The organism is Actinoplanes subglobosus, assembly GCF_042650585.1.
In the GTDB taxonomy this organism is placed as follows: Bacteria; Actinomycetota; Actinomycetes; order Mycobacteriales; family Micromonosporaceae; genus Actinoplanes; species Actinoplanes subglobosus.
In genome coordinates this window covers 530,554-544,453 of record NZ_JBHSBL010000005.1, presented here as the reverse complement: position 1 = coordinate 544,453, position 13,900 = coordinate 530,554, and the positions used below count along the sequence as shown (strand labels likewise).

Here is a 13,900-nt window from a genome sequence, read left to right as displayed (position 1 = left end):
CGGTGACCCCCGCCCAGCTGCCCGACCTGCTCCTGCATGTCGCGGTGGCCCGGCCGGTGTTCCTGTGGGGTGCCCCCGGCATCGGCAAGAGCTCGCTGGTCCGTGACTTCGCCGACTCGCTGGGCCTGACCTGTGTGACCCTGGTCGGCACCCAGCTCGCCGCCGAGGACCTGATCGGGGTGCCGGAGCTGCGTGACGGCCGGAGCCGGTTCGCGCCACCGGAGTCGATCGCGCGCGACGAGCCGTACTGCCTGTTCCTGGACGAGCTGAACGCGTCGAGCCCGGAGGTGCAGAAGGCGTTCTACTCGCTGATCCTGGACCGCCGGATCGGTGACTACGAGCTTCCGGCCGGGTCGATCGTGATCGGCGCCGGCAACCGGTCGAGCGACAACGCGCTGGCCCGCCCGATGGCGTCGGCGCTGGTCAACCGCCTGATCCACGTGCACCTGCGAGCGGCCTGGTCGGACTGGTCGGCCTGGGCGCAGAACGCCGGTATCCACCACTGGGTGACCGGTTACCTCGCCGAGCGCCCGGACCACCTGTGGTCGGCGCCGCCCAAGGTCGAGGAGGCGTTCTCCACCCCGCGCAGCTGGCACATGCTCTCCGACGCGCTGCGCTCCTACGGCGACGGCATCAGCGAGGAGACGTTGGGCCTGCTGGCGGCGGGCACGCTCAGCCCGGCGCACGCGACCGCCTTCGGCGGCTACGTCAAGATCGTCCGGCATCGGTACGGGCTGGACGCGATCGTCCGCGGCGACACCGGCTGGCCGTCCCGCCCGGACGACCGGGACCTGCTCTACTTCCTGGCCGAGGCGTTCCGGGCCCGTCTGATCAAGGACCTGCCGGCCGGCAAGGTGCAAGCGTCGGCGGGCCTGCGCCAGTTCGCGCACCGGGCCAAGGCGATGCTCGTCGAGCTGGCCGAACTGTCGCTGGAGTGCGGCCGCCTGGTGATCGCCCCGGACACCGACGGCAACCCGGTGCTGCCCGCCTGGTTCCTCGTCGAGGTGAGCCGCGACCTGCCGCGCCTGGTCGCGGCCCGGGCCTGAGATGGCCCGCAAGCCGAAACGGGACGCCGAGACCGACCCGAACACGCTGGCCTTCCAGGAGGCGTGGGGCGAGCTGGCCGGCCACCCGCTGTTCGAGCCGATGACGACGTTCGACCATCCGCGCCCGCACGCCACCGTGGAGATCGTCGGCACGCCGCTGCCGGCCCTGGCCCGGGTGACGGCCGGCGGCACGATCACCGTGAGCCGCACCCGCCGCCTGGACAAGGACGAGTGGCGCTGGGTGCTCGCGCACTGCCTGCTGCACCTGGGTTTCGACCATCTCGCGCCGCGGGCCGCGGACGACGACGCCTTCCGGGCGGCGGCCTGCCTGGCCGTGGCCCGGTTCCAGCGGGCGGTGAAGCTCGGCCGCGAGCCCGATCCGCTGCCGGACACGCTGCCGTCGGCCGAGGAGGACGACCTGGCGGCCCGGTGGCGCCGGCGTGGGGTGCCGCCGGAGCTGGCCGCCGCCCCTGACCTGGATCTGAGCCCGTACCGGTTCCGGCCCGGTCACGAGCCGTGCTGGCCGGACCGGTTCGCGCTGGGCCTGTCCGCGGCCGCGGTCGCCGGTGTCGAGGTGGCCGGTGGCGCCCGCGAGGCGGTGACCGGTGGCCCGGTGCGGCGGCAGCCGTGGGAGCTGGCGATGAGCTGGTTCATCGGGTCGTACCCGCTGCTCGGCGGGGTGGCGGCCGGCTTCACCCTGGTCGCCGAGGGACCGCTGGCCCGCGCCTGGGGCATCTCGATCGCGGCGGTGTCGGCCGAGGCCGGTGAGATCTACGTCAACCCGTGGCGGTCGCTGAGCGAGGACGAGTGGCGGTTCGTGCTGGCCCATGAGCTGCTGCACGTGGCGCTGCGGCACGCCGACCGGGTCGGTGGCCGTGACCCGTACCTGTGGAACGTGGCCTGCGACTACGTGATCAACGGCTGGCTGATGGAGATGGGCGTCGGGGTGCTGCCCGACGACGTGCTTTACGATCCGTCGTTCGCCGGGGCGTCGGCCGAGCAGGTCTACGACCGGATCGCCGGTGACCTGCGCCGGATGCGGAAACTGGCCACCCTGCGCGGGCCGGGTGCCGGCGACATGCTGGGCGAACCGCTGCCGTGGGCCGCCCGGCGCGGCGGTGGCGTGGACGTCGACGAGTACTGCCGTCGCGCGCTGCTGACCGGTTTCGCCTATCACCAGAGCAGCGGCCGGGGTCTGCTGCCGTCGGGGCTGGTCGCCGAGATCCGGGTGCTGGAGCAGCCACCGGTGCCGTGGGACGTGAAACTGGCCCGCTGGTTCGACGAATTCGTGCCGATGGTGGAGCCGGTCCGGACGTACGCCCGCCCGTCCCGCCGCCAGTCGGCCACCCCGGACATCCCGCGGCCCGGCCGGCACCGCCCGGAGGAGGCGGTCCGGCGCAGCACGTTCGGCGTGGTCGTGGACACGTCCGGCTCGATGGACGGCACGTTGATGGGCAAGGCGCTCGGTGCGATCGCCTCCTACGCGACGGCCCGGGACGTACCGGCCGCGCGGGTGGTGTTCTGCGACGCGGCCGCCTACGACGCCGGTTACCTGCCGGTGGCCGGCATCGCCGGCCGGGTCCGGGTGCGCGGCCGCGGCGGCACCGTGCTCCAGCCCGCGATAGACCTGCTCGAACGGGCCGAGGACTTCCCGCCCGGCGGACCGGTTCTGATCATCACCGACGGCGACTGTGACGTGCTGCGGGTGCGGCGGCCGCACGCGTACCTGGTGCCGCGCGGCGCGCGCCTGCCGTTCGCCCCGCGCGGCCCGGTCTTCAGCCTGCGCTGACTCTCCACTCCGGGTAGGGCTCGACCGCACTGTCCCGGTCCGGGCCGCCGGCGGCGGTGGCGCGCAGCAGCAGCGACGTGCCGTCGGCGGCGACGATCCGCAGGCCGCGGGCCACCTTGCCGCGCTGCCCGGTGGGACCGAGGTCGGGCAGCGCGACCAGTTGCCAGGAGCGGAACTCCGGCGGGCCGGCGGCGTCCAGCAGCAGCACGGCCAGCACCACGGCACGATCCGGCCGGTTCCCGCGGGGTGGCGGCAGCCGGTCCGGCACCGGCAGGTCCGTCTCTCCCGGCCAGATCGCACCCCAGAGGTACGCGAGAGCACCGTTGACGTACCGGATCCGCAGTCCCGCCGGCGACGGCCCGCCGGGGGCCGCGTCCGTGCCGAAGCGTTCGACCGCCTCGATCTCCGGATGCCCGCAGTCACGCAGAAGCCTGTCGATGACGTCGAGGACCTGGGTGAGGTGCAACGGCGGCTCCGATCGTTCGGCGGTGTCGCCGCAGTCAACCGGGTTTAGGGGCGTGCTGACCGCCCACGCTGTGCGACGCGGGGTAGGTTTCGGACATGGAACGCGTACGTGCCGCGCTGTACCTGGACTTCGACAACGTGTTCAGCGCGCTGATCAGGCAGGACCCCGATGTCGCCGTGCAGTTCGCCGAGGAGCCGGGCGCCTGGCTGTCCCGGCTGACCACCTCGCTGACGGTGGAGGGGCCCCGGCGCTGGCTGATCCTGCGCTGTTACATGAACCCGGGTGGATGGGTCCCGCACCCCGATCCGGCCAGTGGCCTGCAGCGGCTCTACTACTCGCGGTTCCGGCCGTTCTTCGTCAACGCGGGGTTCGAGGTGATCGACTGCCCGCGACTGACGCACACGAAGAACGCCGCGGACATCCGGATGGTGGTCGACGCGGTGGACGCGCTGGCCGACCAGGTGACCTACGACGAGTTCGTGATCGCGTCCGGCGACTCCGACATGACGCCGCTGCTGGTGCGGCTGCGGCGCTCGGACCGGCGGACCACGATCGTGTCGCCGGCCGACGCGGCGCTGGCGTTCACGTCGATCGCCGACCGGCTGATCACCAGCCAGGAGCTGCTCGAGCTGGTGCAGGGCGAGCCGGTGGACAGCGAGGAGCCGGTCGTGGTGGCGCCGTCCGGCGAGCCGGTGTCCGAGGCGTCCTACGAGCAGTTCCGCGACCTGGTGACGTGGCGGTTCGCGGCGGCGCCCGGCCCGCTCAACCTGGCTTCGCTCGCCCACGACCTGCGCCGGCAGCTGGGCAACGGGGTGGACTCGTCGAACTGGTTCGGGTTCGGCGGGTTCGTCCGGGCGCTGGAGAGCCTGCGGCTGCCGTACGCGAAGTTCTCCAACCACTTCGTCTGGGACGACAGCCGGCACGGCCCGCCCGAGACGACCGGGACCGCCGGCCCGGCACCGGACTCGATCGTGCGGCTCAGCGCTCCGCTCGGCCTGCCGCGGCTGCCGCGGGAGATGTGGCCGCCGGTCTACCGGGCGCTCGCCGACTACGCGTCGACGCACCATTTCAACCTGACCGAGGCCACCCGCTGGGCCCGGGACCTGCTGGCCGAGCAGGGGGTGGACGTGAGCCGGTCGGCGATCGCGTTCGTCACCCGGGGCACCGCGTTCGGTGGGGCGCCGCTCTACCGGCAGCCGGCGCCGGACGCCGAGGAGATCGCCACGGCGTTCGCCGACAACGTGCTGAACAGGGCGGACGCGGCCGCGATCGCCCTCACCGACGAGGAGTGCGCCGAGGTGCGCTCGTGGCTGGGCGCCCCCGACCCGAAGGCCTAGGCGGCCTGGGTGAACAACCGCCGGGCCGCCGCATCCCAGGCGCTGACCAGGTCGACGGTCTGCGGCTCGCGCAGCCACTGGATCTGCAGGCCGTCCATCATGGCGACGACCTGGGCGGCGAGCGCCTGCGGGTCGTCGACGACGCCCTCGGCCAGCGCGGCGAACTCCTCCAGGGTGCGCCGCTGCCGTGCCTTGAAGTAGGTGTGCGCCGGGTGGCCAGGCGCGAGCGACTCGGCCTCCAGGACGGCGAAGAGCCGGACGATCTCCGGCTGCTCGGCGTTGCGCGCGACGACGGCCGCGCACACCTCGGCCAGGCTGATCCGGCGGCCGTCGGTCCAGAGCTGGTGCGCGGGGCGGCCCAGTTTCTCGGCGAGCGAGCGGGAGTCCTGTTCGTCGCGGTACTCCAGGACGGCCACGAGCAGGCTGTCCTTGGAGCCGACGTGGTGCAGCATGCCGGGCACGGTCAGACCGCAGCCGTCAGCGACGTCCTGCATCGACAGGCCCCAGAAGCCGCGCTCGGCGATCAGTTTCGTGGTCATCTCGAGGATCTGCCGGCGGCGCTCGGCAGCGGGTAGGCGAGCACGGTCGCGGCGGATTCCAGGGGTGGTCTGCACAGCTCTTTCCTACCAGCAGCCCCTTGCCACACCACTTCTGACCTGGCTATGTTTCAGGGTAGTTAATACCTAGTAGGTACTCAGTAAGGGCGGGAACGATGGGACTCAACACCTCGGAACAGGCAGCCATCACCAGCGGCAGCGACTTCTGGCACACCGAGGGCGTCGAGTCCGCGGGTGTCCCCTCGATCACCGTGACCGACGGGCCGCACGGGGTGCGCATGCAGGCCTCCGGCGAGGACATGCTGGCCGGCGTGCCCGCGACCTGCTTCCCACCGGCCGTGGCCAGCGCCTCCACGTGGGACACCGACCTGCTGCGGCGGATGGGTGAGGCCCTCGGCGACGAGTGCCGGGCCCAGGACGTGGCGGTGCTGCTCGGGCCGGGCGTCAACCTCAAGCGCAGCCCGCTCGGCGGCCGCAACTTCGAGTACTTCTCCGAGGACCCGATCCTCACCGGGGTCCTGGCCACCCAGTGGGTGCTCGGCCTGCAGAGCAAGGGGGTCGGCGCGTCACTCAAGCACTTCGCGGTCAACAGCCAGGAGACCGACCGGATGCGGATCAGCGCCGACCTCGACGAGCGCACGCTCCGGGAGATGTATCTGCGGGCCTTCCACCGCGTCGTCACCCGGGCCCAGCCGTGGACCGTGATGTGCGCCTACAACCGGGTCAACGGGATCTACGCCAGCGAGCACCACTGGCTGCTCACCGAGATCCTGCGCGGCGAGTGGGGCTTCGAGGGCCTGGTCGTCTCCGACTGGGGCGCCGTCGTCGACCGGGTGGCGGCGATCGCGGCCGGGCTCGACCTGACCATGCCGGGGCCGGACGCCTCGGGCGACCAGGCGCTGGTGGACGCCGTCGCGGCGGGACGGCTCGACCCGGCCCTGCTGGAGCGGAGCGCGGAGCTCGTACGCAGGATGGTGGAGAAGGCCGGGGACCGGCCGGCCGGGACCTATGACGCCGACGCCCACCACGCGCTCGCCCGGGAGATCGCCGGACGGGCGATCGTCCTGCTGAAGAACGACGGCGACCTGCTGCCCCTGACCGGCACCCAGCGGATCGCGGTGCTCGGTGAGTTCGCCCGGACCCCGCGTTACCAGGGCGGCGGCTCCTCACAGATCACCCCGACGAAGCTCGACGACGCGCTCACCGAGATCACCGCCTCGGCGTCGTCGGTCACCTTCGCCCCCGGCTACACCGTCGAGGGCGAGGCCGACGAGGCGCTGCTGACCGAGGCGGTGGCGGTCGCGCGGGAAGCGGACGTGGCGATCGTCTTCGTCGGCAGCGTGCACGAGACCGAGGGTGCCGACCGGGACTCGATCGATCTGCCCGCCGCGCACCTCGCGCTGATCGAGCGGGTCGCCGCCGTCAACCCGGACACGGTGGTGGTGCTCTCCAACGGCGCGGTCCTCGCCACCCGGCCGTGGGACGAGCGGGTGCCCGCCCTGGTCGAGGGCTGGCTGCTCGGGCAGGCCGGCGGCAGCGCCATCGCCGACGTGCTGTTCGGCCGGGTCAACCCGTCCGGGCGGCTCGCCGAGACCATCCCGGTGAAGCTCGCCGACCACCCCTCCTACCTCGACTTCCCCGGCGAGCACGGCCACGTGCGGTACGGCGAGGGCCTGCACGTCGGCTACCGGGGCTTCGACGCCCGCGGCCAGGAGGTGGCGTACCCGTTCGGCTTCGGCCTGTCGTACACGACGTTCGGCTACGGCGCGGCCCACGCGGCGGCGACCACCGAGGGCGTCGAGGTGCGCGTCCCCGTGACGAACACCGGCGGGCGGGACGGCCGCGAGGTGGTGCAGGTCTACGTGAGCCTGCCCGGCTCATCGGTGCGGCGTGCCCCGCGTGAGCTGAAGGCGTTCGCCAGTGTCGAGATCGGCGCGGGCGACACCACCGAGGTGCGGCTGACCGTCGAGCGGGAGGACCTCGCCTACTGGGACACCCGGCTGGGCCGGTGGATCGTCGAGGGCGGCGAGTACCTGATCGAGGTCGGCTCGTCGTCGCGGGACATGCGTGCCTCGGTCACCGTGCACGTGGCCGGCGACCCGGCCCGGGTGCCGCTGACCAGCGAGTCCAGCGTCGGCGAGTGGATGGCCGACCCGCGCGGCGCCGAGGTGCTGGGAGCGGCTTTCGCGGCGGCCGCGGGCGAGTCCGAGGGGCTGATGGCGTCGATGACCGCCAACCCGGAGATGCTGATGATGCTGGGCAGCCTGCCCCTGAGCCGGATGGCCGCCTTCCCGGGCAGCCCGCTCAACGCCGGTGACCTGGAGAAGCTGGTCGAAGCCGCGAATTGAGGCCGGTTACGCCCGAGCCCGCGTGAGCAGTGCCTGGATCCGGGACACCAGCTCGCGCGGGCTGAACGGCTTGGTGACGTAGTCGTCGGCTCCGGCACTGAAACCGCCCTCGACGTCCTGCTCCTGCACCCGGGCGGTGAGCATGATGATCAGCATGCCGGCGGTCGACGGGTCGGACCGCAGCATCCGGCAGACATCGATTCCCGAGAGCCCCGGCATCGACACGTCCAGCACGGCCAGCGTCGGCAGCCGGGCACGGGCCGTGTCGACCGCGGCCTGACCGTCACCGACCGCGAGAACCTCCAGCCCGGCCTGCTCCAGCTTGAAGGCGACCAGGTCACGGATGTCGGCGTCGTCGTCAGCCACCAGGACGGTCGTCACGCGGCTTCCCCCGATCCGTTGCGATGTGTGTTCGGACCATATACCGATAAACACTGTCATGATGGGTGATCTTCGTAAATCTGGTTCGCAACCAGGCCGCAACCGGCGTGCGCCCGGCTTGCAGCCGACGGGCGGTGTGCTGATGTCCAGACCATCACCGCGCACCACCACGGCTGGGAGGAACCGATGAACGCGACGATCGACGACGTCCGCTCCGAAGCCCTCTTCGCCTCCGACCTGCAGCGCTCCTGGGCGCCGACGGCGGAGCTGATCAGGGCCGCGGTCACGGACGTCGTGCACAGGATCGGCGAGGACGGTTGCGCAGAACTGGTCGCCCAGGAATTCGGGGAGCACCCCGACTGCGCGATCCTGCGAATGCTATGGGCCCGCGACGCGGTCCGTCTGGCATTCGCGGCGTGACGGCCCGCCGGGCCTCTTCCGTGTACGGGGTACGCGTAGCCCGTACCTCGGAAGGGGTCTGGCGCGGCCGTTCGGCCGACCGTAAGCTTGCCGGCATGCGCGCACAGTTGACCATGTGGTGGCCCGCCTGACCGGCGGCCATCTTCCGCGCATCCCGCGGCCGCCTCGCTGAGGCGGCCTTTTTCGTGGCCGGATCTCGGCCCGGCGGCCCTCCGTTCGACCGAAACGAGGGACCATGCCATTCGCCCTGCTGCACCGTGACGGCGCCGACCACGTCGACGTCCTCACCGGCGACGTCGTCACCGTCGGCACACTCGACGACATCCCGATGGCGCCGGGCACACCGGTGCTCGCCGTCGTCCCCTACCGGCAGATCACCGAACGTGGTTTCGCATGCGTCGACGACGGCGCCCCGCTCGAATGTCTCCTGGTCAGATCACGTCACACCGAGCCGCTGTCGAACTTCCCGCCCGGCGAGATCACCCTTCGTGACGGCGGTTTCGACCTGTCCGACGACGAGTACGGCCGGATCGTCGAGGAGGTGCTCCGCGACGAGATCGGGCACGGCGAAGGCGCCAACTTCGTCATCCACCGCACCTATCAGGCTCACTTCGAGGGCGACCCGCGCGCCGCGTTCGGCCGCCTCCTCGCCGGTGAACAGGGAACCTACTGGACGTTCCTGGTCGACACCGGCAACCGGATCCTGATCGGCGCCACCCCCGAACGGCACGTCAGCGTCCTCGACGGCATCGTCATGATGAACCCGATCAGCGGCACGTTCCGGCACGGATCCGGCGACATCCTCGACTTCCTGCGTGACCCGAAGGAGATCGAGGAGCTCTACATGGTCCTCGACGAGGAACTCAAGATGATGGCCACCGTCGCCGAACACGGCGGTCAGGTCGCCGGCCCGTACCTCAAGGAGATGGCCCGCCTCACCCACACCGAATACCTCCTCGCCGGCCGTGGCTCCCTCGACGTCCGCGCCGTCCTCCGCGAGACGATGTTCGCCCCCACCGTCACCGGCAGCCCCATCGAGAACGCCTGCCGCGTCATCGCCCGCCACGAACGTCGCGGCCGCCGCTACTATGCGGGCGTCCTCGCCCTCCTCGACCACGACGAGTCCGGCCGCCAGACCCTGGACGCGCCGATCCTGATCCGCACCGCCGAGATCACCCCCGACGGCGTGCTGCGGGTACCGGTCGGCGCCACACTGGTCCGCCATTCGACCCCGGCGGGCGAGGTGGCCGAGACCCACACGAAGGCGTCCGGCCTGCTGTCCGCGCTGGGCGCGGTCACTCCCCCACCCGCAGCGGTACGGGCGACCGCGTCCTCACCCGAAGTCCAGTCCCTCCTGGCCGCCCGAAACGACGACCTGGCCCGCTTCTGGCTGGACTCCCGGGCCCCGGGCGCACTGACGGTCCCATCACTGGCCGGCCGCCACGCGGCGATCATCGACGCCGAGGACACCTTCACCGCCATGCTGGCCCACCAGCTGAAAGCCCTGGGCCTGACAGTGACCGTCCACCCCTGGACCTCCCTACCCACCCCCGCGACCACCACCCCACCCACCGCCACCACACCCGCCATCGCCGCCGCGGCGGCCACGCCCCCGCCACCACCGCCCCCGCGGCCACCACCTCACACGGCCCCACATCTGCCACCACTTCCCCCGCGGCTACCACCCCACCCCGGTCCACACCCGCCACCACCTCCCCCACCCCACACGGCCCCACACCCGCCACCACCTTCCCCGCGGCCCTCCCCACTCCCGCCGTCCTCGTCGCCCCCGCCGCTCTTCTCGCCCCCGCCTCGTTGCCGTCCACGAACATGTCGCCCATTTCGGATTTTCTGTCCTCCGCGGACCTGGTGGTGTTCGGGCCGGGACCCGGCGATCCGTCGGATCTCGGCGACCCGAAGATGGCAGCGCTGCACCAGTTGATGACATCGGTGCTCGCGGCGGGCCGGCCCCTCTTCGCGGTCTGCCTGGGCCATCAGATCCTCGCCTCCCAGCTGGGCCTCCCACTGCGCCGCCGAGACTCCCCGTATCAGGGCCTGGCCCGAGACATCGACCTCTTCGGCACCCCGAGGCGAGTCGGTTTCTACTCCAGCTTCTCCGCGGTGACCCGCCAGCCCGAGCCGCCCGCCCAGGCGGTGAAACCCACCCCCCACCACCCGGCAGCCCAGACAGTCGAACCCACGCCCCACGGCCCGGCAGCCCAGACAGTCGAACCCACGCCCCACGGCCCGGCAGCCCAGACAGTCGAACCCACGCCCCACGGCCCGGTCACCCTGGCCGTGGATCCTTCCGACGACACGGTCCACGCCCTCAGGGGCACCGGTTTCGCAGGAGTCCAGTTCCACCCCGAGTCGGTCCTGAGCCGCGACGGCGTCGACATCCTCCGCGAACTCCTCCCACCACTTCTCTCCGACGTGATTAGCCCCGCAATTCCGGGGTAGCGAAACAGTGTCGGTGGTCCAAGGTGATCGAGAGCCTCACCTTGGACCACCGACCCACCCCAACCGACCCGCCCCAACCGACACACCCGGCCCCGCGGCGCGCCGACCCACCCGGCCCGAGCTGACCCCGCCCGGCCCAGCCCACCCCGAGCCAGGCTCGACCCGCCCGGCCAGGCCCGACCCGCCCGGCCAGGCCCGCCCGGCCAGGCCCGACTCTCCCGGCAGAGCCAACCCGCGCCCGGCCAAGCCAATCCACCCAGGTCCAACTCGCCCAGCCGGTTACCAAACCACCCAGCCTGGCGCAAATCATCCAGGCCGGCCCGAGGCCCCCTCCGGCACGAGGCGAACCGCCGGGCCACGCCTTCATCTGCTCTTCGCGCGCAACCCGTCCGATTCTTCGAACCGGCGGGGTCACGCGATCCGCCCGCAACGTCGCAGGGTCCCGCCGCCGCCCCCACCGAGGCGGTAGTCGTCCCCACACCGCCTACCGGGTGCCAATGTCGCCCGCAACAAGCCACCGCCACACCCAGCCGGACACCGGGACGAACGGTCGCCCCTCAGCGGTATCGATACGGCGCTTCGCCCTCCGATTCTTCGAACCGGCGGGGTCACGCGATCCGCCCGCAACGCCACAGGGTCCCGCCGCCGCCCCCACCGAGGCGGTAGTCGCCCCCACACCGCCTACCGGGTGCCAATGTCGCCCGCAACAAGCCACCGCCACACCCAGCCGGACACCGGGACGAACGGTCGCCCCTCAGCGGTATCGATACGGCGCTTCGCGCACCCGGAGATCCGTCGGCGGACCGCAGCGCCCCGCCGTGGGCGGTGAGCGCACCCGAACTCGCATCGGCGGCTGCCACCGACCACCGCCGTCGAGCGCGTCACCCACGGGGACAGCGGGTGCTCCCGTCGCCCGACAACGGCGACGACAGCACGCGGTCGCGTGTGCGGGTGCTCTCGCCGTCCCCAGTGGGGCGGTCTTCGAACCAGGCCCGCGCCTGGGTCGCCATGTCGACGCCGCCCACTCCAGGCCACGCCGCCAACTCCAGGCGACGCCGCCCACTCCAGGCCACGCCGCCCACTCCAGGCGACGCCGCCCACTCCAGGCGACGCCGTCCACTCCAGGGGGCCACGTCCTCTCCAGGACGGGGACGGACTCGTCCACCGCAGCCGTTTTCCACATTTCCTGGTGTGGCGCTGGGGCGCATCCGGGCTTCCCGACCGCCCTGGGAGGGGCGCTACGAGCACCCGGTAACGAGATCCGCGCATCACCCGCAGCAGCAGCTCAGAGGTTGTCCACAGGGTCGCCCAGCAGCGCTCCGCTTCCGCGATGCTGGAGCGATGTCTCCCTTCGGTTCCGCCGTTCATCCCGATGCCCTCCGAGGTCTGCTCCTGCGCCAGGAAGGAGTGATCGCCTGGCAGCAGGCTCGTCGGCACCTGTCGGAAAAGGCGGTGCGGCACCGGGTGAGATCGGGTCGATGGCGACGTGTGCATCATGGGATCTACGTGGCACACACCGGGCCGATCACCGAACGCCAGCGCTGGTGGATCGCCAGCCTCGGCGCCGGCAACGGCCGCGCGGCGCTGCTGGCCGGCGTCACCGCTCTGCGCCTGCACGGGCTCCGGTCATCGCGTCCCGCGGGCGGCGATCCCGGGCCGGTCCACGTCCTGGTCCCGCATCGGCTCTCCGACCGTGATCCCCCGCCTGACGTCATCGTCCATCGCACGCGGCATCTGGCTGTGTCCGATGTGCTGCGTTCGACCTCACCACCGAGCACCACCCCGGCACGCGCCATGATCGACGCCGCGCAGTGGGCGCTGACCGACACCGCCGCCATCACGGTCATCGCTGCCTCGTTCCAGCAGCGGCTCGTCACCGCCGACCAGGTCGTCCCGCTGCTCGAGGTCCCTCGCAGGCTGGTGCGACGATCGGTGATCGAGGCGGCGGTCCGCGATGCGAGCGGCGGTTCGGAGTCGGTGTACGAGGTGGAGTTCCTACGCCTGTGCCGCCGGGCCGGGTTGCCGGAGTCCTCCCGGCAGTCGGCCCGCACCGACCGGTCCGGCCGCACGCGATACCGCGACTTCTACTTCGACCGTTGGCGAGTGCAGGTCGAGATCGACGGCGCACAACACATGGAGGTACGCGGCTGGCATTCGGACATCCGAGCCGGCAACGAGGCTGCGATCAGCGGAGTGCGCCTGCTCCGCTTTCCCGGGTGGATGGTCCGGCACCGGCCCGAGGAGGTGATCGCGGACGTCCGTGCTGCCCTGCGCGCTGCCGGCTGGCGTGGCGAGCGCTCTCGGATACGCCCACCCCGGGCCGCTTGATCGCCGCCTTCGACAGGGTTGCCGCCGCGCTGTGCTTACTCCGCTCTACCGGACGCCCGAGCCGCCGAGCTGTTCGCGTGCGGCCGACACGACGCCGACGACAACCGGACACCCGAGCCGCCGAGCTGTTCGCGTGCGGCCGACGCGACGCCGACGACAACCGGAATTCGGGCCACTGCGGGCGGCGGACCTCGGCGGTGGACGCGATCCTGGCACTGCACACGTCACAGCGCGGCGACGGGCAATGGGCCTGCACTCGGCGTGACCCTGTCCGAGGCCGGGTCGATCCAGCGCCGCCCTCCATTTCGGCCTGCCGGAAACTCGCCGATGATCGTTACCGCTTCGGGGTGAAACGGCAGCGGAGGTGGTGGCGGTGGGTTTATCGTCGCCGGGAGTAGGGGTATCGGGCTGGCGTCGCTGACCTCCGGAGGACATCTTGAGCGAGCCACACATCACACTCGACCCTCGAACGCTCACACCGGTGGAGCAGAAGCTGCGCGGCCCGTTGGAGGACCAGCTCAGTTCCGCGTTGCAGGCCGCGACCGCCAAGGTCGAGCAGCACTACGCCGGGGAGAGTGTCGAGCAGGTCACTTCGATGCTGCTGGAACAGGCGAAAGCCGGTCTGCACCCGGACATCGCCGCCGGTTTCCACCCCGACCACGAGCAGTTGCGCCACGTGGCCGAGGTGATCGTGACCCGCGCCCACTGACCGCATCCGCCAGCGGCTGCGGCACGGACCGGCTGCTGCCGCGCCGGGTCGGCAGCTGC

10 protein-coding genes and 2 pseudogenes are annotated in these 13,900 nt (G+C 71.9%); 9 read left to right on the top strand and 3 right to left on the bottom strand.

Annotated features, from left to right (window positions below; translation table 11 throughout):
• Positions 1-2: 2 nt before the first annotated feature.
• Complete coding sequence (locus ACFO0C_RS05885) at positions 3-1,046, top strand: ATP-binding protein (RefSeq protein ID WP_378065572.1); 1,044 nt, start codon at positions 3-5, stop codon at positions 1,044-1,046.
• 1 nt (position 1,047) lies between these two features.
• Positions 1,048-2,835, top strand: a complete 1,788-nt coding sequence (locus ACFO0C_RS05880) for a vWA domain-containing protein (protein ID WP_378065472.1) — start codon at positions 1,048-1,050, stop codon at positions 2,833-2,835.
• On the opposite strand, the gene ACFO0C_RS05875 is transcribed toward ACFO0C_RS05880, so the two are convergent.
• The gene (locus tag ACFO0C_RS05875) at positions 2,822-3,301 is read right to left on the bottom strand and encodes a hypothetical protein (RefSeq protein WP_378065471.1); all 480 of its coding nucleotides are present in this window, start codon (positions 3,299-3,301) and stop codon (positions 2,822-2,824) included. The two genes, ACFO0C_RS05880 and ACFO0C_RS05875, sit on opposite strands and share 14 nt — an antisense overlap.
• A gap of 95 nt (positions 3,302-3,396) precedes the next feature.
• Here ACFO0C_RS05875 and ACFO0C_RS05870 point away from each other — a divergent pair, with 95 nt between their 5' ends.
• Complete coding sequence (locus ACFO0C_RS05870) at positions 3,397-4,638, top strand: NYN domain-containing protein (RefSeq protein ID WP_378065470.1); 1,242 nt, start codon at positions 3,397-3,399, stop codon at positions 4,636-4,638.
• Here the strand turns inward: ACFO0C_RS05870 and ACFO0C_RS05865 are convergent.
• Positions 4,635-5,252 carry a TetR/AcrR family transcriptional regulator gene (locus tag ACFO0C_RS05865; protein ID WP_378065469.1) on the bottom strand — a complete coding sequence of 206 codons (618 nt, stop codon included), beginning with the start codon at positions 5,250-5,252 and terminating at the stop codon, positions 4,635-4,637. The genes ACFO0C_RS05870 and ACFO0C_RS05865 overlap by 4 nt on opposite strands.
• 98 nt (positions 5,253-5,350) lie before the next feature.
• On the opposite strand from ACFO0C_RS05865, the gene ACFO0C_RS05860 reads away from it, so the two are divergent.
• Positions 5,351-7,543: a glycoside hydrolase family 3 C-terminal domain-containing protein gene (locus ACFO0C_RS05860; protein WP_378065468.1), complete on the top strand. Its 2,193-nt coding sequence runs from the start codon at positions 5,351-5,353 to the stop codon at positions 7,541-7,543.
• Positions 7,544-7,549: 6 nt separating this feature from the next.
• Here the strand turns inward: ACFO0C_RS05860 and ACFO0C_RS05855 are convergent, their stop codons facing one another.
• Positions 7,550-7,924: a response regulator gene (locus ACFO0C_RS05855; protein WP_378065467.1), complete on the bottom strand. Its 375-nt coding sequence runs from the start codon at positions 7,922-7,924 to the stop codon at positions 7,550-7,552.
• 186 nt (positions 7,925-8,110) lie between these two features.
• Between ACFO0C_RS05855 and ACFO0C_RS05850 the strand changes: the two genes are divergently transcribed.
• From ACFO0C_RS05850 to ACFO0C_RS05830, 5 genes and pseudogenes are all read left to right on the top strand, one after another.
• The gene (locus ACFO0C_RS05850) at positions 8,111-8,344 is read left to right on the top strand and encodes a hypothetical protein (RefSeq protein WP_378065466.1); all 234 of its coding nucleotides are present in this window, start codon (positions 8,111-8,113) and stop codon (positions 8,342-8,344) included.
• A 235-nt stretch (positions 8,345-8,579) separates the two neighbouring features.
• A pseudogene (locus ACFO0C_RS05845) lies at positions 8,580-9,884 on the top strand (chorismate-binding protein); the annotation flags it as partial.
• Positions 9,885-10,195: 311 nt separating this feature from the next.
• A pseudogene (locus ACFO0C_RS05840) lies at positions 10,196-10,804 on the top strand (glutamine amidotransferase-related protein); the annotation flags it as partial.
• A 1,506-nt stretch (positions 10,805-12,310) separates the two neighbouring features.
• Positions 12,311-13,132, top strand: coding sequence for a hypothetical protein (locus ACFO0C_RS05835; RefSeq protein WP_378065465.1), 822 nt, complete (start codon positions 12,311-12,313; stop codon positions 13,130-13,132).
• A 436-nt stretch (positions 13,133-13,568) separates the two neighbouring features.
• Entirely contained in the window at positions 13,569-13,841 is a 273-nt protein-coding gene (locus tag ACFO0C_RS05830) for a hypothetical protein (RefSeq protein ID WP_378065464.1), read from the top strand.
• Positions 13,842-13,900: the final 59 nt, after the last annotated feature.